Genomic DNA, 18,937 nt, shown 5'->3' on the forward strand with positions numbered 1-18,937 from the left:
ATTGTCAGGTATTGAGTAAATTTATGATTTCACATGTTGAACAAAGCCCGGCTAACCCCTTGTCTCGGTCAACTTCTGTGCGGTAAAACACAGCGCCGGCGTTTTGACCCGCCGGACAGCACGGGGGAGGTGGTCAATGACAAGGGCGCGTATGCCACGCCCACACGAGGTGGCCGCAGCACGCCGCGACCCGCGGCTTCTGCAGGCCCACGAGCAGCGGGAGATGGACGCCGGCTGGCGCATCGACGGAAGATGTCGATCAGTCGATCCTGAGATGTTCTTCCCAGCTCCGACAGAACGGGATCAAGCCGACGCAGCCATGGCGCTGTGCGGCTCATGCGTCGTATCCGGCGCATGTCTGGCCTGGGCGCTGGAATCCGGGGACATCAACGGCGTCTGGGGCGGCACACTGCCCCGGGAACGGCGGGCGATGCTCGTCGCCTGGCGCACGGCCGGGGACGCAACCTACGCGGACGCCGGTCGTTAGACAGGACGTACCCGGCACCTCGCGGGGAACCTCCACAACTCTCCCCGGGGTCGGTGACTCACCTCACCGGCCCCGGGCGAGGGAATGTCGACCGCCCCGGTGCTGTTCCTCCCTGTGAAGCTCTGGTCGGCAGGGCTGGAGGGGAGCAGGCACGTGGCGACCATCCTGCGGGAGCAGGGCAGCGAGCACTTGCAGCAGCTGCTGACGGCACCCGAGTGGCCCGCAACCTCGGGCGAGGTCTTCCAGGTTCGGGCCGTATCCTCACTCCAGGGCCGCACTCCGCGGACCAGGGGGGACGGCACAGTGCCAGTAGCCGAGGGCGTGGGGGAGCAGAGGGCCCGGTTCGAACGGGACGCGATGCCGTTCCTCGACCAGCTCTACGCGGCCGCCCTGCGGATGACCCGGAACCCGGCGGACGCCGAGGACCTGGTCCAGGAGACGTTCATGAAGGCGTTCGCCGCCTTCCACCAGTTCGAGCAGGGCACGAACCTCAAGGCCTGGCTGTACCGGATCCTCACGAACGCGTACATCAACTCGTACCGTAAGCGGCAGCGCCAGCCCATCCAGGCGCCCACCGAGGAGATCACGGACTGGCAGCTGGCCGAGGCCGAGTCGCACACGTCCTCCGGGCTGAAGTCCGCCGAGACCGAGGCCCTCGAACGGCTGCCCGACTCCGATGTCAAGGACGCGCTCCAGCGGCTGCCCGAGGAGTTCCGCCTCGCGGTGTACCTGGCCGATGTCGAGGGCTTCTCGTACAAGGAGATCGCCGACATCATGGGTACCCCGATCGGCACGGTCATGTCCCGCCTGCACCGCGGCCGGCGCAACCTGCGCGGCCTGCTGGAGCACTACGCGGCCGAGCGCGGCTTCGGCGGCTCCGAGCGTCAGGGGCAGGCCCGGCAGGAGGTGCAGTCGTGAGCGGTGAGTCCCAGGAGGCGGCCGACTGCCGCGAGGTACTGGCGGAGGTCTATCTCTATCTCGACCTGGAGTGCGACGAGGGCCGCCGGGGGCTGATCCAGACCCATCTCGACGAGTGCTCGCCGTGTCTGCGGGAGTTCGGGATCGAGCAGGAGGTCAAGGCGCTGGTGGCCCGGTGCTGCGGCGGCGAGTCCGCCCCGACCGAGTTGCGCGACCGGCTGCGGATGCGGATCGAGGAGATCGCCGCCGAGCCGTCGTTCGAGGCGGAGCTGCGCGACCTCGCCTAGGTACCCGAGACGGTGATCAATCCGGCGGGCCTCTAAGCTCGTAGGGATTCGGTGCAGTACACGCAGGGAGAGATGATCATGGGTAAGAAGGCCCGCAAGAAGCGCAGTCGCAAGAACAGCAAGGCCAACCACGGTCGTCGTCCCAACGCCTAGTCACTGGGCGCACCGCACGACTACAGCGTTATCCGATAAGACCGGCCCCAGTGGCCGGTCTTATCGTTGTTTCCCACCGGTAACTGGGTGGGTGCGTCCCGGCTGGGGCCTTCCGCATGATTGGATACGCGCGGTAGCCCCACTCAATGAGGAGGTTCGACGATGACCGAGGTCCGTGCCGAGATGGTCGCGAACGTGTGGAGGGTCCTTGTCAAGGAGGGCGACACGGTCGAGGACGGCGACACCCTGATGATCCTGGAGTCCATGAAGATGGAGATCCCGGTGATCGCTGAGGAGGACGGCACCGTCACCAAGATCGCGGTCAACGGCGGCGACCCCGACGACGCCAAGTCGATGGGGGACGTCGTGCAGGAAGGCGACCTGCTGGCGGTCATCGAGTAATGCTGGTCCGGTTGGCGGGGCCCGAGGACCTGGCCGCGGTCGGTGCGATCACCGTCGCGGCGTACGCGCACTCCGGGCAGCTCTCCGGGGACAGCGGCCGCTACGAGCGGGTGCTCGCCGACGCCGCCGGCCGGGCCGGGGACGCCGACCTGCTGGTCGCTGTGGACGGGGACGGGACCGTGCTCGGCGCGGTCACGTTCTGCGTACACGGCCAGCGGCTCGCCGAGCTGACGAAGCCGGGCGAGGCGGAGTTCCGGATGCTGGCCGTGGACCGGGCGGCGCAGGGTCGCGGCGTGGGCGAGGCGCTGGTCCGCGCGTGCCTGGACCGGGCGGTCGCGCTCGACTGCACGGCCATGGTGCTGTGCACGCGCGACGAGGGGGTCGCGGGGCCGGCGCGGCGGCTGTACACCCGGCTCGGGTTCGTCCGGACGCCGGATCTGGACTGGGAACCGGTGGCCGGGGTGACGCTGGACGCGTGGCGACTGGAGCTGGCGGGCTCGACCCGGTGACCCGCCGGGGCTGAGGGGGCCGCTCCGGGCCGCGGGGCGCCGCCCGTCCCGGGCTGGCCGCGACGACCGGAGACGCGGGAGCGCCGCTCTTTCCAGGGTTGGCCCCGATGAGTCTTCCGGGCCGCGGGGCGCCGCCCATCGCAGGGCCGGCCCCGATGAGCCACCGGGCCCCACCCATCACAGGCAGGCCCGACGACCGGTCGGCTCCGGGCCTGCGGCACGGCTGGTTCCGGAGCGAGCCGGCGGTGTCCGGTACCCGTCAGATCAGATCTTGTCCGTCACCAGTTTCGAGGCGAGCTCGAGGATCGCGTCGGACATCTCCTTGTCGCTGCTGGCGTGCTCCTCGCGCAGCATCCAGCCCGCGTGCATCGTCATGATCGCCGCGAGGGCGCGCAGCCGCTCGGCCAGGTCGGGGGTCTCGCCGACGAGCAGGACGTGCAGCCGCCCCATCCGTTCGCGGAACCGGGCCCCGGCGTCGATGTGCCGCAGGGCGGTCTGGTTCTCGTGCAGGAAGCGCATGACCTTGGCGCCCTCGCGGATCTTGGCGGCGTACCGCCGGACGACCTCCAGCCGGGTCTCCGGGGTGCGCGGCTGCTCGTTGCCCCACTCGATGATCGCGTCGATCTGCTGACCCATCGAGTCGAGCAGGCCGTTGAGGATGTCGTCCTTGGTCTTGAAGTGGTAGTAGACGGCCGCCTTGGTGATCCCGATCTTCTCGGCGATCTCGCGCAGTGACGTCTCCCCGTAGCCTCGCTCGGCGAACAGGTCGAGTGCCTCGACCATGATCCGTTCACGGGTCTCCACGTCACACCTCTCAGAGAATCTACTTGCCGGCCGGCAAGGGACCGGGGTATCTTCGCCACAGTCTACTAGCCGGCCGGCAAGTAAGCGGCCATAGGTAACGGAGAACATGGTGACACAGACGGAGCCCTCGACGGCGGAGCGTAGAGCCATCCTCGCGGTGCTGCCGGGACTTGTCCTGGTCATGCTCCTGGCCATGCTGGACAACACGATCGTCGGCACCGCGATGCCCACCATCGTCGGCGACCTCGGCGGCATGCAGCACTTCGCGTGGGTGGCCACCAGCTACATCCTCGCCTCGACGATCACCACCCCGCTCTACGGCAAGCTCGGCGACCTCTACGGCCGCAAGAAGCTGTTCATCACCGCCATCCTGATCTTCCTCGCCGGTTCCGCACTGTCCGGGCTGGCGCAGGACATGACCCAGCTGATCGCGTTCCGCGCGGTGCAGGGCCTCGGCGCCGGCGGCCTGATGGTCGGCGTGATGGCCATCATCGGCGACCTGGTGCCGCCCCGCGACCGGGGCAAGTACCAGGGCTACTTCGCCGCCGTGATGGCGCTCGCCATGGTCGGCGGTCCGCTGGTCGGCGGCTTCTTCACCGACCACATCTCGTGGCGCTGGTGCTTCTACGTGAACGTGCCGCTCGGCGCGATCGCGCTGTTCATGATCATGGCCAAGCTGCACACCCCGAAGAACACGGTCAAACACAAGATCGACTATCTGGGTATCGCGCTGCTGTCTGGCGTCTCCACCGCCCTGGTCCTGCTCACCACCTGGGCCGGCACCGAGTACGCCTGGGGCTCGCCGCAGATCATCGGGCTGGCCGTGGCCGCCGGCATCGGGCTCGGGCTGTTCCTCTGGGTCGAGCTCCGGGCGACCGAGCCGGTCCTGCCGCTGAACCTGTTCACCAACCGGAACTTCTCCCTCACCGCCGCGATCGGCTTCTTCCAGGGCTTCGCGATGTTCGGCGCGATCATGTTCCTGCCGCTGTTCCAGCAGCTCGTGCAGCACTCCTCGGCCACCAACTCCGGCCTGCTCCTGCTGCCGCTGATGTTCGGCATGATGAGCGCGTCCATGGTCGCCGGCCAGGTGATCACGAAGACGGGCAAGTACCGCTGGTTCCCGTTCGCCGGCGGGATCGTGATGACGGCCGGCATGCTGGCCCTGTCCACGATCGACGTGGACACCTCGAAGCTGACCACGTCGCTGTACATGGTCGTGCTCGGCGTCGGGATGGGCCTGATCATGCAGATCGTCGGCATGATCGCCCAGAACAGCGTCGGACCGAAGGACATGGGCGTCGCCAGCAGCACCTCGATGTTCTTCCGGTCCATCGGCGGCGCGTTCGGCGTCTCCATCTTCGGCGCGATCTTCACCCACACCCTGCGCTCCGGGCTGTCCGGGCTGCCGACGGACGTCGCCGACAAGCTGGCCAGCAGCGGGGCGCGGATGAACCCCGCCGACCTGGCGCAGCTGACCACGGAGGCCAAGACGATGTTCGGGCAGGCCGTGGCCGACGCCACCGCGACGGTGTTCGGCTGGGGCGTGGTGTTCACCGTGCTGTCGGTGGTGCTGGCGATCTTCATCCAGCACGTACCGCTGCGCGGCGGGGCGCCGGGGGCGTCCGACGGGGCGGAGAAGGAGCTGGTGGAGGCGTAGCGGTGGGGCGGCCCCTTCGGTCGGGTCGCCCCAGGCCGGGCCCTGGGCCGCCGTCGGTCGGTCGCCGCGGTCGGGCCCTGGGCCGGTTCTCGGTCGGGTCGCCGTGGCCGGGGCTCCGGACCGCCGCCTCCGTCACACTGTCGGGCGCTCGTCATCTCCGGATGGCGGGCGCCCTTCCCGTGCACCGGAACGGCCGCGCACCGCCGTGTGCCGCCGTTCGCGCAGTTCGCGCATGCGCAATGGGGGACACAGCGGGAATAAAGGCGCATTCTAATGACGGACGCGTGCGCAGTACACGCGCGATGGGTGCGCGTTTGAGCTTGGTCACTGGACTTCACGAGCATTATCGAGCATGCTGTGCGCAGAGGACATCGCACGAGGAGGCGCAGTGATCGCACAACAGGCCGGGATCGGCATGGCCACCGACATCGCCGAGCAGCCCGCGGGCTACGCCCGGTTGCTGGAGGAGGGGGCCGGTGCGATCGCGGAGGTCGCCGCCAAGGTCGCCGAGTGGCAGCCCAAGTTCGTGCTGTTCACCGCGCGCGGCACGTCCGACCACGCGGCGCTGTACGCGGCGTACCTCACCGAGATCCGGCTCGGCATCCCCGTCGGCCTGATCTCCCCGAGCGCCGTGACCCTGTTCGGCGCCCGGCCGCGGTTCGAGGACGCCCTGGTCGTGGGCGTGTCCCAGAGCGGCGGGTCGCCCGACCTGGTCGAGGTCGTCCGGGCCGCCCGCGAAGGGGGCGCGCACACCCTCGCGGTCACCAACAACGCCGCCTCCCCGCTGGCCGCCGCCGCCGAACTGCACGTGGACGTGCTCGCCGGGCACGAGCGCGCGGTCGCCGCGACGAAGACGTACACGGCGGAGCTGTTCGCGCTGCTCATGCTCGTCGAGGGCGTCAGGGCCGGCGGCGCGCTGCCCGCCGACGAGCGCGCCGAGCTGGAGCGGATCCCCGGACTCGCCGAGAAGCTGCTCGCCGACCCGACCGCCACCGAGCTCGCGCCCCGCTACCGGTTCGCCGACCGGATCGTCACCACCGGCCGGGGGTACGCGTACCCGACCGCCCGGGAGACCGCCCTGAAGCTGATGGAGACCTCCTACATTGCGGGCCTGGCGTTCTCGGGCGCCGACCTGCTGCACGGCCCCCTGGCGATGACCGACCCGGACGTGCCGGTGCTCGCCGTCGCCGGCTCCGGGCCGGGCGGACAGTCCATGCGCGAGGTGCTGGCCAAGCTGGGCGAGCGCCGGGCCGACGTCGTCACCATCGGTGCGGGCATGACGATCGGCACGCCGGCCGTGGACGAGCGGTACGCGCCGCTGCTGGACATCCTGCCGTTGCAGCAGCTGGCGTTGTCGTTGGCGCTGGCCCGGGGCGAGGATCCGGACGCGCCGCGTGGCCTGAAGAAGGTCACCGAGACGCTGTAGCACCCACGCGAGAGGCCCGCCGGGATCTGATCCGGGCGGGCCTTTCCATGTGCGTGATCCGGGTGCTTGACCGGACGGGAGGCCGGTTCCGCCGGGTGCGCGACCGGGCGGGACGCCGGCTCCGGTGCGTCCGGGGCAGGGCGATCGGCTCGGGAGGGGGTGGGCCGGACCAGGGCTCGCGCGGGCTCCGACCTCCGCGCGAGCCCCGGTCCGGGGACTCGAGCCCCACCGGGGTCAGCCGGTCCGTGATCGCCGGCCGTGCGCCGGCCGGCAGTGCGGTGCGTCGCCGACCGTGTGTCAGCGGCGGTGCGGTGCGGTTGGTCAGCCCATCCGGGTGAACGTCGGGCGCAGTACGGAACCCAGGGCCCGCTTCAGCTCCCGGGCGTGCGGGATCGGCACCGGAGCGCTGCCGCCCTCGAGGAGCGCGCCCCGGTCGGCGAACATGTACAGCATCCGCAGGGTGCGCATCGTGTTCGTCGCCTGGACGGTCGGGCCGGTCCGCAGCCGGACGGCGAAGGTCTCCCGGGCCGGGTCGAGCCAGTCGACGGCCTCGTCCTCGGTGAGTTCGGGGCGGGTGAGGACCCGGGCGAGCGCGTAGGCGAGCCGGTCGTCCTCCTGCGCGTCGAACACGTGCGTGGTGGGGGCCACCAGGCGGTCGATGCCCACGTCGAGCAGGGTCAGCAGGTCGTCCACGTCGACGGCGGGGCACTGGCCGAACGCGCCCAGCAGGTCGGCCCCGTGCGCGACGGCGTGCAGCCAGCCCAGTTCGGGGTGGTAGCCCCGGATGTCCGGCTCCGTCGGGTACCACTTGACGAAGGCGTCGAGCCACTCCGGCCGGAACGTACCCTCCGAAACGACGCAGTCGAGGATCAGCGGTGCGAACGTGCGGGCCTGGATCTCGGGGTCGTCGGTCATCCGCAGCGCCATCGTGTCGCCGAGTGCGACCCGGTCGGGCTCCTCGAGGTGCTCGACCCATTCGGCGGCGATGTTGTAGCCCACGGCGTCCCGCAGGTGTGGATCTGGTGATCTCAGCAGCTCAACGAGCTCGTCCATCAGCTCGGCGAACGGCCGGTCGGCGGGAATGGCGTACTCGTTGTCCAGGATTTCCTGCCAGTTCGTCACGCGCGCACGATAGCCCCACACCCCCCTGCCGCGCCTCTCCTTTAGTCTGGGCCCCGACAGAGGCGTCGGCGGTGGAGGTCGGTCATGGGTGAGTTCGTGCGGCTGGAGACTGGTAAGGACGGCATCGCGGTGATCCGTCTGGATCGGCCGAAGATGAACGCGCTGAACACGCAGGTCCAGGAGGAGCTGCGCGCGGCCGCCCAGGAGGCCACCGCCCGGGAGGAGATCAGGGCCGTCATCGTGTACGGCGGCGAGAAGGTCTTCGCGGCCGGCGCGGACATCAAGGAGATGGCCGACATGGGGTACGTGGCGATGAGCGCCCGCGCCCGCGACCTGTCCAGCGCGTTCGACGCCGTCGCCCGGATCCCGAAGCCCGTGGTCGCCGCGATCACCGGGTACGCGCTCGGCGGTGGCTGCGAGCTCGCCCTGGCCTGTGACTGGCGGGTGGCCGCCGAGGACGCGAAGCTCGGCCAGCCGGAGATCACCCTCGGCGTCATCCCCGGCGCGGGCGGTACCCAGCGGCTGGCCCGGCTGATCGGGCCGGCGCGCGCCAAGGACCTGATCTTCTCGGGCCGGCTGGTGGACGCCGAGGAGGCGTACCGGATCGGCCTGGTCGACAAGATCGTGCCCGCCGCCGACGTGTTCACGGCCGCCACGGAGCTGGTCGAGCGGTACGCGAACGGGCCCGCCCAGGCGCTCAAGGCCGCCAAGCAGGCCATCGACAGCGGCCTGGACGTGGACCTGGCCACCGGCCTGGCCTGGGAGAGCCAGCTGTTCGCGGGCCTGTTCGCCACGGAGGACAAGGCGGAGGGCATGGCCGCCTTCGTCGAGAAGCGGGCGCCGAAGTTCACCGGGCGCTAGAGGGCTCCGCCGCCCGGGGTTGGGCGGCGGACCGCCCCGGAAATTGAGGGCTGTCCCGCCTATCTACCCCCGGGTAAGGTGCTGGGATGACTGAGACGATCGCGGGGCACGGCGGTGATCTCGCGCTCGCCGCGCTGCGCGGCTTCGGGGTCAACGAGCTGTTCACGTTGTCCGGCGGGCACATCTTCCCGCTGTACGACGCCGCCCAGCGCGCCGGCCTGCGCATCCTCGACGTCCGGCACGAACAGTCCGCGGTGTTCGCCGCCGAGGCCGTGGCGAAGCTGCAACGCCGCCCGGCCCTGGCGGCGCTGACCGCCGGCCCCGGGGTCACCAATGGCATCTCGGCGGTCACCACCGCCCAGTTCAACGGCTCGCCCGTGCTGGTGTTCGGCGGCCGGGCACCCTCGTGGCGCTGGGGCTCCGGCAGCCTCCAGGAGCTCGACCACGTACCGCTGCTGGCTCCGGTCACCAAGCACGCCGGCACGGTGCTCGACACCGAGGACATCGTCGCCGACGTGTACGCGGCGGCGATGGCCGCCATCTCCGGCCACAAGGGACCGGCGTTCCTGGACTTCCCGCTCGAGGTGCTGTTCGGCCACCCCGAGGACCCGGTGACCCTGCCGAGGATGTTCGCGCCCCCGGTCGTGGAGGCCGACCCCGACGAGGTGTCCCGGGCCGCGGCGCTGCTGGCCGGCGCGGAACGGCCGGCGATCATCGCGGGGTCCGATGTGTACACCGGGGACGCGGTGGGCGCCCTGCGCGCGGCGGCCGAGAACCTGCGGGTGCCGGTCTACACCAACGGGATGGGCCGGGGCTCGCTGCCGCCGGAGCACGAGCTGGCGTTCTCGAAGAGCCGGCGCGCGGCGCTGTCCGACGCCGACGTGGTGGCCGTCATCGGTACCGCGCTGGACTTCCGGCTCAGCTTCGGCGACTTCGGCGCGGCCACCCTGGTGCACATCGTCGACGACCCGGCGCAGCGCGCGACGCACATCGAGCCCGAGGTGTCCCCGGCCGGCGACCTGCGCGCGATCCTGACCGCCCTCGCCGACTACGCCGGGCCGCGCGCCGACCACGACGACTGGCTCGAACAGCTCCGCGAGATCGAGGACTCCGCCCGCGAGGACGACCGGGCGGCGCTTGCGGCCGACACCGACCCGATCCGCCCCAGCCGGGTGTACGGGGAGCTGCGCAAGGTGCTCGACCGGGACGCGGTGACGATCGGCGACGGCGGCGACTTCGTGTCCTACGCGGGCCGCTACCTCGAACCGGCGACCCCCGGCTGCTGGCTCGACCCGGGGCCGTACGGCTGCCTGGGCACCGGGATGGGCTACGCGATGGGCGCGCGGTACACGTACCCGGATCGGCAGATCTGTGTCCTGATGGGCGATGGCGCGTCCGGATTCTCCCTCATGGACGTCGAGTCCCTGGTCCGGCAGGACCTGCCCGTCGTTATCGTGGTGGGCAACAACGGGATCTGGGGACTGGAGAAGCACCCGATGCGCCAGCTGTACGGCTACGACGTGGCCGCCGACCTGCAACCGGGCCTGCGCTACGACGAGGTGGTCAAGGGCCTGGGCGGAGCGGGGGAGACCGTGGCGAAGGCCGGGGACCTGTCCGGCGCGCTGAACCGGGCGTTCGCGTCCGGCGTGCCGTACCTGGTGAACGTGCTGACCGACCCGGCGGACGCGTACCCGCGCTCGTCGAACCTCGCGTGACCGTCACCGGCCGCGGCGGGCGGCGCTGGCGGGTCCGGCGGCGTTGGCTGCCCTGGCGACCCAAGAACCGGCTCGACAGCCTGGACGCTGTCAACGGCCTCAGCTTCGACATCGACCACCCGATCATGCTGATCCTGTTCCTGATCATCGTGCTGCCGTTCCTGCTGATCGCGGTGATCTTCCTGGCGGAGATCCTGCTCCTGCTGCTGATCGTGCCGGTGCTGGTCATCGCGCGGACCGCGTTCGGGGTGCCGTGGACGGTCACGGCGAAGTCGGGCGGGGACAAGTTCGTGGCCGAGGTGTCCGGCTGGGGGGCGTCGGCCGAGCTGATCGAGCAGACCCGGATGGAGATCGAGGCGACCGGCTGGCCGCGTTCGATGCGCCAGATCCGGGGCGCGGTCCGGGCGCGCTGACGTGGAGGTGTTCACGTCGGCGGGCGGCGGCCTGCGGTACTGGCACCTGCGGCGGCGCTGGCGGCCCGGGGGCTGGACGGTCACGGCACGCTCCCGGGACGAGGTGTTCGCCGGGGAGCCGGCGGGGTGGCGCGCGTCCGGGGAGCTGATGCTCCGGGTCCGGGCGGAGATCGAGCGGACCGGGCGGCCGGGGTCGCTGCGCGCGGTGGAACCGGTCGGGACCGCCTGAGCCGGGAAGGTCCGACGGGACGGTCCGACCGGGCGTCCGACCAGGGCGCGAATGTCCGGACCGTACCCCGCGGCTCGGTCGTGGTTCGGACAGTGCCGGATTTCCGGCGGGCGGCGTTGCTACGTTCCGGCACACGCTCGTGCCGAGAGGAACCGCCATGTGGGGACATCGTTCGTGGAGTGCCGCCGCCCTGGTCACGGCCGTGGCGGCCACCGGCCTGCTCGCCGGCTGTGCCGACGCGCCGGCCAAGCCCGCCCCGGGCGCGTCGACGGTGCAGACCACCGCCCCGGCGGCCACCGGCGCGCCCACCCCGGCGGGGTCGTCGGTGACCTGCGCCGAGGTGCGGGGCGCGAAGGTCCGGGGCACGAAGCCGCCCTACGCCGCGGCCGGGGTGCCGCTCGTCGACGGCCAGTGGTCGGGGCCGGACGGACTGACCTTCGCGGTCCAGGCGCCGTGCGCGACCGGGAACCTGGACCCGCACGGCGGACTCTCCACTCTTGCCACGATCATGAGCAGCACGTCGGGTACCACCGGCCGGTTCTGGGGTCTGATGCTCTGCAAGCGGGAGGCCGGCGCCCCGGTGTGCTCGGTGCTCGTGCAGCTGGCCGACCGGGAGCCGGTCCAGTCGGTGGCGATCGGCGGCCAGAAGGCCACGGTGGTCTACCTGACCCGGACGCCGGACGTGCCCGCGGCGGGGCTGAACCTCCGGCGCACCGCCGTCTACCAGTTCGGCGGGAACACGCTGCTGGAGCTGAGCCACACGGATGAGGCGTACACCCCCTAAGTGGTCTAGACCACTACTTTTCCCACCGCTCCGAGCCTCTGAGCAGTGCTTTTGATCACCGCACAGCCGACTGTCGCCGCTCGGGCCCACAGGGTTCGAGCGGGACTCACGCCGCGTTCACCTCCGCGACACGCTCTCTGCCCACTCTGACGGGGCCAGACATTCCCGTTGGAGGAGCAGCAGTGAAGCGTGTTCTAGTGGTGAGCGTCGCCGCCATGGTGGCGGTGGCGGGCCTCGCCGGTTGCGGTTCGTCGTCCAAGGCCAAGGAGAAGGCGGCCGCGACGACCAGCGCGGCCGAGGCGAAGAGCGCGGCCGACCTGGGCGGCATGGACGCGCTGATCGCGGCTGCCAAGAAGGAAGGGCAGCTCAACGTCATCACGCTGCCCCACGACTGGGCCAACTACGGCGAGATCCTCAAGACCTTCTCGGAGAAGTACGGGATCAAGCTGGAGGAGGCGAACCCGGACGGTTCCTCCGCCGACGAGATCAACGCGGTCAAGAGCCTCAAGGGCCAGGACCGGGCTCCCGACGTACTCGACCTGGGCAGCGCCTTCGCGCTCTCCGGCGCCGCCGAGGGCCTGTTCGCCTCCTACAAGGTCGCCAAGTGGGACGAGATCCCGGCCAACCAGAAGGACGCCGAGGGGCGCTGGTTCAACGACTACGGCGGCTACGTCTCCATCGGCTGCGACGCCAAGAAGATCGCGGTCTGCCCGACGACGTTCGCGGACCTGCTGAAGCCCGAGTACAAGGGCAAGGTCGCCCTCAACGGCAACCCGACCAAGTCCGGCTCGGCGTTCGCCGGCGTGTACGCCGCCTCGCTCGCCAACGGCGGCAGCTTCGACAACATCCAGCCCGGCATCGACTGGTTCGCGAAGCTCAAGCAGGCCGGCAACTTCCTGCCGGTCGAGTCGACCCCGGCCACGATCGAGAAGGGCGAGACCCCGATCTCGATCGACTGGGACTACCTGAACGCCGGGTACTCCGACAAGTACAAGGACAAGGGCATCGACTGGAAGGTCGCGGTGCCGGCCGACGGCAAGTACGCGAACTACTACAACCAGGCGATCAACAAGTCGGCCCCGCACCCGGCCGCAGCACGGCTGTGGCAGGAGTTCCTCTACTCCGACGAGGGCCAGAACCTGTGGCTGAAGGGCTACGCCCGCCCGGTCCGGCTGCCGAAGATGGTCACCGCCAACTCCGCGAAGGCCGACCTGGTCGCCAAGCTGCCGAAGGTCGAGGGCGAGGTCAAGTTCCCGACCCCGGACCAGATCACGGCGGTGAAGAAGGTCCTCGCCGACAACTGGGCGAAGGCGATCACCTCTTGAGCAAGTGGTTCGCGCTCGTCCCCTTCGTAGTGATCGTCGGGATCGGTCTGGTCGCTCCTGTCGCCGTGTTGGCGACCGGGGCGACCAGCCTCGGCGACACCGTCGGCGGGGCCTACGGCATCGCCCTGGCCGGCAGCCTCAAGCTGTCCCTGGTCACGGCGGTGCTCGGCGCCATTCTCGCCACGCTCATCGCGCAGGCCGTCGTGAGGAGCAAGCCCGGGCTGCTCCGCAAGGTGGTCACCACCGCGTCCGGGGTGCTGGCCAACTTCGGCGGCGTGCCGCTGGCCTTCGCGTTCATGGCCACCATCGGCAACGCGGGCATCGTGACCAAGGTGCTCGGGCTCGCCGACACCGGGTTCTCGCTGTACAACATGGTCGGGCTGTCCGTGGTGTACCTCTACTTCCTCGTACCCCTCATGGTGCTCGTCGTTCTGCCCGCCCTGGACGCCGTCAAGCCGCAGTGGGGCGAGGCTGCGGCCAGCCTCGGCGGCTCCCGCTGGCACTACTGGCGGCATGTCGGCGCCCCCGTGCTCGCCCCGCCCGTCGGCGCGGGCGCGCTGCTGCTGTTCTGCGGGGCGTTCAGCGCCTACGCGACGGCCGCCGCCCTGGTCGGCGGCTCCGTGCCCCTGATCACGCTCCAGATCGCCGACGTGCTCAGCGGCAACGTGCTGGTCGGCGGCGAGGGGATCGGCGCGGCGCTGGCCCTCGACATGCTGATCATCGTCGGCGTGATGATGGTCGGGTACTGGCTCCTGCAGCGCCGCACGTCGAGGTGGCTGCGGTGATCCGCCGGTTCGCACTCCTCCTCGTCGGCCTGTACTTCGTCGTCCCCCTGGTGGCTTCCTTCGCCTTCACGGTCTCCGACGGCACCGGCGTCTACGGCGACATCGTGGGCTCCCCGGGCTTCGCCGACGCGCTCCGCCGCTCCATGACCCTGGCCGTCCTGACCGTGCTCGGCGTCCTCGTCGTCGTGCTGCCGGCCCTGCTGGTCGTGCACCTCAAGCTGCCGAAGCTGCGCCCCCTGGTGGAGAACCTGTCCCTCCTCCCGCTGGCCGTGCCGCCGATCGCGCTCGTGGTGGGCGTCCGCAGCCTGCTGGGCATGGGCCCCGAGGAACTCGCGGGCACGCCGATCGGGGACTTCCTGGTGTCCATCCAGGACCCGGAACTGCCCTGGGTACTCGTCATCGTGTACGTCGTCCTGGCCCTCCCGTTCGCGTACCGCAGCCTCGACGCGGGCATCCGCGGCGGGGACCTGGGCACCCTGGTCGACGCGGCCCGGGGCCTGGGGGCCTCCTGGGGCACCGTGCTCGGCCGGGTCGTCCTGCCGCAGCTGCGGTCCGGGCTGCTCGGCGCGGCGTTCCTCACCCTGGCGCTGGTGCTGGGCGAGTTCACCGTGGCCAGCATCCTGCTGTTCGAGACCGTCCCGGTGTGGCTGGTGAAGGTCGGCGGCTCGGACGGCAAGCTCTCCGTCGCGGTCAGCCTCGCCAGCCTCGTGTTCACCTGGCTGCTGCTGCTGTCCGTCTCCGCACTGGACCGAAAAGAGAAGAAGGCATGACGTCCGTGAGGATGAGTGGGCTGCATCGGTCCTTCGGGGGCGTCAAGGCTCTCGACGGGCTGGACCTGGCCATCGAGCCCGGCGAGCTGATCGCCCTGCTCGGCCCGTCCGGCTGCGGCAAGACCACCGCGCTGCGGGTACTCGCCGGGTTCGAGACCGTCGACTCCGGCTCGGTACTGGTCGGCGACGCGGACATCACCCGGGTACCGGCTGCCAAGCGCGACATGGGCATGGTGTTTCAGGCGTTCAGCCTGTTCCCGAACCTGTCCGCGCTGGAGAACGTGGCCTTCGGGCTCCGGGTCCGCCGGGTCGGGTCGGCCGCCCGCCGGGCGCGCGCCACCGAGCTGCTCGAACTCGTCGGCCTCGGCGACAAGGCCAAGGCGTACCCGCACCAGCTCTCCGGCGGCCAGCAGCAGCGGGTCGCGCTCGCCCGGGCCCTGGCCATCGAGCCCCGGGTGCTGCTCCTCGACGAGCCGCTGTCCGCGCTCGACGCGCAGGTCCGGACCCAGCTCCGCGACGAGATCCGCCGGATCCAGCAGCGGCTGGGCACCACGACCCTGTTCGTCACGCACGACCAGAGCGAGGCGCTGTCGATCGCCGACCGGGTCGCCGTGCTCCGGGCCGGGCGGGTCGAGCAGCTCGCCAGCCCCGACGAGCTGTACCACCGGCCGTCGACCGCGTTCGTGGCCGAGTTCGTCGGCACCACCAACCGGCTGCCGGCCCGGCGGATCTCGCCCACGGCCGTCGAGGTGTTCGGCACCCCCCGGGAACTCGCGGGCGACGGCGACACCGAGATCCTGGTCCGCCCCGAGGCCCTGACCGTGGTGGCCGACCCGACCGGGGACATCGTGATCGCGGCCCGGACCTTCCACGGCGCGCTGACCCGGCTCGCGTTGGAGCTGCCCGGCGGGCGGGAGATCGTCGCCGACGTGCCGAGTCCGCTCGCCGGTGGCCTGGTGCCCGGGGTGCGCGTGCGGGTCGCGCTGCTGGCGGACGTGCCGGTACTGGCGGCCTGACCGGTGCCGCACGGCCGACCCGCGTGGCGCACCCCGGATCGGCGTGTGGCATGTTCTTGTCTTCTTCGGGGAAGGCGTCGTCCTTCGGACGGGATCGACGGCGTCTTCCCCGAAGTCGCACCTCCGCCCCGGCGGACCGGGCGGCCGCCGGGGCGGTCCCGCTAAACCGATGGCGGCCGGCGTCCGCACGTGCTTGGCTGCCGGGGATGACTGACTTGTTGACGGCGTTCGACGCCGAGATGCGGGGCCACGACCCCGACGACCTGCCCCTCGGGGCCACTGTCGAGAAGGACGGACCCATCTGGCGGGTCTCCGGGCTGCCGTGGGGCGGCTTCATCGGGTACCACCGGGACCTGGGCGGCCTCGACGGCGCGGAACTCGACGCGTTCATCGCGCGCCAGCGGGACTTCTACGCGGCCCGGGGTGAACGGTTCGAGTGGAAGACCTACTCGCATGATCTGCCCGCCGACCTGCCCGACCGGCTGCTGGCCGCCGGCTTCGAGGCCGAGGACCCCGAGACGGTCGTCGTGGGCCCGGTCGGACCCCTGGCCGTCGCCGCCGACCCGCCGTCCGGCGTGACCCTGCGGGAGGTGACCTCCCCGGAGGACCTGGCCAGGATCGTCGCCATGGAGGAGGTGGTCTGGGGCACCGACCGCAGCGACCTGGCCGAGGGCCTGCTGGGCGAGCTGGCCGCCGACCCGAACGGGCTGACCATCGTCGTCGCCGAGGCCGACGGGCTGGTCGTGTCGGCCGCGTGGATCCGGTTCGGGTCGCGCAGCTTCGCCTCGCTGTGGGGCGGGGCCACGCTCGCCGAGTGGCGGGGCCGGGGCATCTACAAGGCCCTCGTGGCGTACCGGGCGCGGCTCGCCCACGCGCGCGGGTACTCCTACCTCCAGGTGGACTGTTCCGAGGACTCCCGGCCGATCCTGGAGCGCCTGGGCATGACGGCGGTCACCCGGACCACGCCGTACATCTGGCAGCCGTAGCGGGCCCTGGGCGGGCGCCGGACCCCGGCGGGCGGGCTCCCGGGCAGGCATAGAGGGTTGCGCATGTCCGCTACCGTCGGGGCATGCCCGAAGAGGTGAGAGCCGACGCCCGGGAGCTGGCCCGACTGGCCGCCGCCTTCGACGCGGCGGCCACCGCCCTCTCCGACGCCCTGCACACCGCCCGGCCCGCGATGGCGCTGCCGTCCGCCGCGTTCGGCGTGACCCGGGGCGGCAGGGACCTGGCCGGCTCCTGGGCCACCGTGGCCGAGGAGGCCGCCGTCCCGGTCGACCGGCTCGTCGGGCTGCTGGAGACCGACTACGAGCGGTTGCTGCTGGTCGCGGCGGCGTACCAGCGGGCGGACGAGAACGCCGCCGCCCGGACCCCGACCCGGCAGGGCCTGCGGTGAGCGAGGTCGAGACGATCGCCAACCTGTGGCGGCTCGGGGCCGATCCCGCCGCGCTGCGGGCCGCCGCGTCCGCGCTGCGCCTGTTCGGGGCCGGGGCGCAGCGCGCCGCCGAGACGGTCACGACGGCCACCGGGGCGGTCTTCGCCGCCGAGTGGACGGGCACCACGGCCGAGACCTACGACGCGCACCGCCGCAAGGTCACCACCGACGTCGAGGCGGTCGGCGGGCACTTCGGCGCGGCGGCGCTCGCGCTGGAGACCGCCGCCGCCGCGCTCGGCACGGCGCAGGGCGCGCTCGACGACAGCCGGGCCCGGCTGTCCGCGAAGGTCGGGGCGACGTTCACGGATGACCAGGTCACGGTCACGATGCTCGGCAGGGACCAGACCCAGGTGGTGATCGCCGAGATCCAGGCGGCCAGCGACATCCGGGCCGACCTGGACGTGACGTTGACCAGCCAGTTCGTCGCGCTGGAGAAGTTGCGCACCCCGTTGCGGACCATCGGCGCCACCTGGGACGGCTCGACCGACTGGTTCACCCTGCCACCGGAGCCGGACGGGACGGTGTTCCTCGTCGTGGACGGCACGCTGATCGTCGACACCGGACCGGGGAACGACCACGTGTCCGTGCGGGTGGACAAGCGGACCGGCGAGCGGTTCCTCGTGGTCAACGGGATCGAGCGCCAGATCTTCGACGGCATGGACCTGGTGATCCGCGCGGGTGGAGGCAACGACGAGATCGACGTGCCGCCCGGTACCCCGCTGCGTCTGACGGTCCTGGGCGGCGACGGCGACGACCGGATCCACGGCGGGGACGGCGCGACCCGGCTGCTCGGCGGGGCCGGCGACGACCGCCTGTACGGCGGGGCGGCGGCCGACCGGATCTCCGGCGGGGCGGGCGACGACTACGTGGACGCGGGCGACAGCGACGACACGGTCACCGGCGGCGCCGGCGACGACGTGCTCTACGGCATGTCCGGCGACGACCGGGTGTCGGGCCAGTCCGGCGCCGACTACCTGGAGGGCGCGCGGGGCGGCGACCAGCTCGACGGCGGCGCCGGCCCGGACGTGCTCTCCGGCGGCGAGGGCGACGACACCCTGCGCGGCGGCGAGGGCGACGACCGGCTCTACGGTGGGCGCGGGGCCGACACCGGGTCGGGCGGCACGGGAACGGACCGGGCGTTCACCCAGTCCGGGGACCGGGTCGACGCGGAGCGGGCCGTGACCGTGGAGATCAGGGGGCATCCGGGCGACACGATCGAGGTGCAGGGCTCGCCCGAGTTCGTGGCCCGGGTGAAGGCCGACCTGGGCATGTTGGAGGGCTCCCCGCTCGGCCAGGAGATGCTGACGGCCATCGACCGGGCGCACGACCGGACCAGGGCCGTCGCGGCGGACTGGCCGGTCCTCGGCGCCATCGCCTACCAGGGCGACCAGCTGACGATCCGGGAGGGCCGGGACGAGGCCGGGCACGCGCGGTACGACAGGGTCTGGGAGTTCAGCGAGAAGTACGAGATCACGTACAACCCCGCCTATCCGGGTACGGGCAGCTCCGCCGGTGGCCGGCCGCTCACGATCCTGTTCCACGAGTTGGCGCACGTCTACGACTACGCCCACGACACCCGCGCGCCGGGGACGTACGGGGGCGCCGCCAACCCGGGCGCCCCCAACCACGAACGGGAGGCGGTCGGGCTGCCCGTCGACCACGACGGCGACCCGCGCACGCCCGAGCGCACCTACCCGGGGCACCCCGACGGCCTGACGGAGAACGGCATGCGCCGTGAACTCGGCTACCCGGAGCGGGAGAAGTACTGACACGCCGCGGCCCGCGCCCGCCGGGGCGGGTCATCCGGTGATCGCGGGCGCGGGTAATTCCGTCGCCCGGGGC

At 71.6% G+C, this 18,937-nt stretch carries 22 protein-coding genes; 20 read left to right on the top strand and 2 right to left on the bottom strand.

Going from position 1 to position 18,937, the window contains the following annotated elements; all coding sequences use genetic code 11:
• The first annotated feature begins 136 nt into the window (after positions 1 to 136).
• The 6 genes from PT931_RS02220 (at position 137) to PT931_RS02245 (ending at position 2,756) form a co-directional block, all read left to right on the top strand.
• Positions 137 to 487, top strand: coding sequence for a WhiB family transcriptional regulator (locus PT931_RS02220; RefSeq protein ID WP_372445231.1), 351 nt, complete (start codon positions 137 to 139; stop codon positions 485 to 487).
• 153 nt (positions 488 to 640) lie between these two features.
• The gene (locus PT931_RS02225) at positions 641 to 1,405 is read left to right on the top strand and encodes a sigma-70 family RNA polymerase sigma factor (RefSeq protein WP_363730045.1); all 765 of its coding nucleotides are present in this window, start codon (positions 641 to 643) and stop codon (positions 1,403 to 1,405) included.
• Positions 1,402 to 1,692: a mycothiol system anti-sigma-R factor gene (gene rsrA / locus PT931_RS02230; RefSeq protein ID WP_456244022.1), complete on the top strand. Its 291-nt coding sequence runs from the start codon at positions 1,402 to 1,404 to the stop codon at positions 1,690 to 1,692. The genes PT931_RS02225 and rsrA overlap by 4 nt, the downstream gene beginning before the upstream one ends.
• Before the next feature lie 78 nt (positions 1,693 to 1,770).
• Positions 1,771 to 1,845 carry a 50S ribosomal protein bL37 gene (locus tag PT931_RS02235; protein WP_372445311.1) on the top strand — a complete coding sequence of 25 codons (75 nt, stop codon included), beginning with the start codon at positions 1,771 to 1,773 and terminating at the stop codon, positions 1,843 to 1,845.
• 162 nt (positions 1,846 to 2,007) lie between these two features.
• A complete protein-coding gene (locus PT931_RS02240) occupies positions 2,008 to 2,247 on the top strand; it encodes a biotin/lipoyl-binding carrier protein (RefSeq protein WP_197005446.1) in 240 nt (79 codons plus the stop codon).
• Positions 2,247 to 2,756, top strand: coding sequence for a GNAT family N-acetyltransferase (locus PT931_RS02245; protein ID WP_363730038.1), 510 nt, complete (start codon positions 2,247 to 2,249; stop codon positions 2,754 to 2,756). The genes PT931_RS02240 and PT931_RS02245 overlap by 1 nt, the downstream gene beginning before the upstream one ends.
• 264 nt (positions 2,757 to 3,020) lie before the next feature.
• Here the strand turns inward: PT931_RS02245 and PT931_RS02250 are convergent, their stop codons facing one another.
• Complete coding sequence (locus PT931_RS02250; protein ID WP_456244023.1) at positions 3,021 to 3,560, bottom strand: TetR/AcrR family transcriptional regulator; 540 nt, start codon at positions 3,558 to 3,560, stop codon at positions 3,021 to 3,023.
• Positions 3,561 to 3,669: 109 nt separating this feature from the next.
• On the opposite strand from PT931_RS02250, the gene PT931_RS02255 reads away from it, so the two are divergent.
• Both PT931_RS02255 and PT931_RS02260 read left to right on the top strand, forming a co-directional pair.
• Positions 3,670 to 5,217 carry an MDR family MFS transporter gene (locus PT931_RS02255; protein WP_456244024.1) on the top strand — a complete coding sequence of 516 codons (1,548 nt, stop codon included), beginning with the start codon at positions 3,670 to 3,672 and terminating at the stop codon, positions 5,215 to 5,217.
• A 415-nt stretch (positions 5,218 to 5,632) separates the two neighbouring features.
• Positions 5,633 to 6,643, top strand: coding sequence for an SIS domain-containing protein (locus PT931_RS02260; RefSeq protein WP_456244071.1), 1,011 nt, complete (start codon positions 5,633 to 5,635; stop codon positions 6,641 to 6,643).
• Positions 6,644 to 6,964: 321 nt separating this feature from the next.
• Here PT931_RS02260 and PT931_RS02265 read toward each other — a convergent pair whose 3' ends face one another.
• Complete coding sequence (locus PT931_RS02265; protein WP_456244025.1) at positions 6,965 to 7,765, bottom strand: DUF2785 domain-containing protein; 801 nt, start codon at positions 7,763 to 7,765, stop codon at positions 6,965 to 6,967.
• An 84-nt stretch (positions 7,766 to 7,849) separates the two neighbouring features.
• Here PT931_RS02265 and PT931_RS02270 point away from each other — a divergent pair, with 84 nt between their 5' ends.
• The 12 genes from PT931_RS02270 to PT931_RS02325 all read left to right on the top strand — a co-directional run bounded on the left by PT931_RS02270 (position 7,850) and on the right by PT931_RS02325 (position 18,864).
• A complete protein-coding gene (locus PT931_RS02270) occupies positions 7,850 to 8,626 on the top strand; it encodes an enoyl-CoA hydratase-related protein (protein WP_363730031.1) in 777 nt (258 codons plus the stop codon).
• Between the two features lie 86 nt (positions 8,627 to 8,712).
• Positions 8,713 to 10,341 carry an acetolactate synthase gene (locus PT931_RS02275; RefSeq protein ID WP_456244026.1) on the top strand — a complete coding sequence of 543 codons (1,629 nt, stop codon included), beginning with the start codon at positions 8,713 to 8,715 and terminating at the stop codon, positions 10,339 to 10,341.
• Positions 10,338 to 10,754, top strand: a complete 417-nt coding sequence (locus PT931_RS02280) for a hypothetical protein (RefSeq protein ID WP_456244027.1) — start codon at positions 10,338 to 10,340, stop codon at positions 10,752 to 10,754. Before PT931_RS02275 ends, PT931_RS02280 begins: the two co-directional genes overlap by 4 nt.
• 1 nt (position 10,755) lies before the next feature.
• Positions 10,756 to 10,983 carry a hypothetical protein gene (locus tag PT931_RS02285; RefSeq protein ID WP_456244028.1) on the top strand — a complete coding sequence of 76 codons (228 nt, stop codon included), beginning with the start codon at positions 10,756 to 10,758 and terminating at the stop codon, positions 10,981 to 10,983.
• Between the two features lie 157 nt (positions 10,984 to 11,140).
• On the top strand, positions 11,141 to 11,767 hold the full coding sequence (locus PT931_RS02290; RefSeq protein ID WP_456244029.1) for a hypothetical protein: 627 nt from the start codon (positions 11,141 to 11,143) through the stop codon (positions 11,765 to 11,767).
• A 182-nt stretch (positions 11,768 to 11,949) separates the two neighbouring features.
• A complete protein-coding gene (locus PT931_RS02295) occupies positions 11,950 to 13,092 on the top strand; it encodes an ABC transporter substrate-binding protein (protein WP_456244030.1) in 1,143 nt (380 codons plus the stop codon).
• Positions 13,089 to 13,877, top strand: coding sequence for an ABC transporter permease (locus PT931_RS02300; protein ID WP_456244031.1), 789 nt, complete (start codon positions 13,089 to 13,091; stop codon positions 13,875 to 13,877). The genes PT931_RS02295 and PT931_RS02300 overlap by 4 nt, the downstream gene beginning before the upstream one ends.
• Positions 13,874 to 14,647 (top strand): ABC transporter permease, encoded by a 774-nt coding sequence (locus tag PT931_RS02305; RefSeq protein WP_456244032.1) that lies wholly within the window; start codon positions 13,874 to 13,876, stop codon positions 14,645 to 14,647. Before PT931_RS02300 ends, PT931_RS02305 begins: the two co-directional genes overlap by 4 nt.
• Positions 14,644 to 15,663: an ABC transporter ATP-binding protein gene (locus tag PT931_RS02310; RefSeq protein ID WP_456244033.1), complete on the top strand. Its 1,020-nt coding sequence runs from the start codon at positions 14,644 to 14,646 to the stop codon at positions 15,661 to 15,663. Before PT931_RS02305 ends, PT931_RS02310 begins: the two co-directional genes overlap by 4 nt.
• Positions 15,664 to 15,869: 206 nt before the next feature.
• Positions 15,870 to 16,649, top strand: a complete 780-nt coding sequence (locus PT931_RS02315) for a GNAT family N-acetyltransferase (RefSeq protein ID WP_456244034.1) — start codon at positions 15,870 to 15,872, stop codon at positions 16,647 to 16,649.
• 83 nt (positions 16,650 to 16,732) lie between these two features.
• Complete coding sequence (locus tag PT931_RS02320) at positions 16,733 to 17,056, top strand: hypothetical protein (RefSeq protein WP_456244035.1); 324 nt, start codon at positions 16,733 to 16,735, stop codon at positions 17,054 to 17,056.
• On the top strand, positions 17,053 to 18,864 hold the full coding sequence (locus PT931_RS02325; RefSeq protein WP_456244036.1) for a M91 family zinc metallopeptidase: 1,812 nt from the start codon (positions 17,053 to 17,055) through the stop codon (positions 18,862 to 18,864). Before PT931_RS02320 ends, PT931_RS02325 begins: the two co-directional genes overlap by 4 nt.
• The last annotated feature ends 73 nt before the right edge of the window (positions 18,865 to 18,937 follow it).

The sequence above is a fragment of the Longispora urticae genome, from assembly GCF_053902585.1.

What these genes read in the sequence shown, in the direction of transcription:
- PT931_RS02245 (WP_363730038.1), top strand. Translation starts at nt 2,247, where the DNA reads ATGCTGGTCCGGTTGGCGGGGCCCGAGGACCTGGCCGCGGTCGGTGCG.
- PT931_RS02290 (WP_456244029.1), top strand. Translation starts at nt 11,141, where the DNA reads ATGTGGGGACATCGTTCGTGGAGTGCCGCCGCCCTGGTCACGGCCGTG.
- PT931_RS02320 (WP_456244035.1), top strand. Translation starts at nt 16,733, where the DNA reads ATGCCCGAAGAGGTGAGAGCCGACGCCCGGGAGCTGGCCCGACTGGCC.
- PT931_RS02260 (WP_456244071.1), top strand. Translation starts at nt 5,633, where the DNA reads ATGGCCACCGACATCGCCGAGCAGCCCGCGGGCTACGCCCGGTTGCTG.
- PT931_RS02315 (WP_456244034.1), top strand. Translation starts at nt 15,870, where the DNA reads ATGACTGACTTGTTGACGGCGTTCGACGCCGAGATGCGGGGCCACGAC.
- PT931_RS02220 (WP_372445231.1), top strand. Translation starts at nt 137, where the DNA reads ATGACAAGGGCGCGTATGCCACGCCCACACGAGGTGGCCGCAGCACGC.
- PT931_RS02270 (WP_363730031.1), top strand. Translation starts at nt 7,850, where the DNA reads ATGGGTGAGTTCGTGCGGCTGGAGACTGGTAAGGACGGCATCGCGGTG.
- PT931_RS02275 (WP_456244026.1), top strand. Translation starts at nt 8,713, where the DNA reads ATGACTGAGACGATCGCGGGGCACGGCGGTGATCTCGCGCTCGCCGCG.
- PT931_RS02310 (WP_456244033.1), top strand. Translation starts at nt 14,644, where the DNA reads ATGACGTCCGTGAGGATGAGTGGGCTGCATCGGTCCTTCGGGGGCGTC.
- PT931_RS02240 (WP_197005446.1), top strand. Translation starts at nt 2,008, where the DNA reads ATGACCGAGGTCCGTGCCGAGATGGTCGCGAACGTGTGGAGGGTCCTT.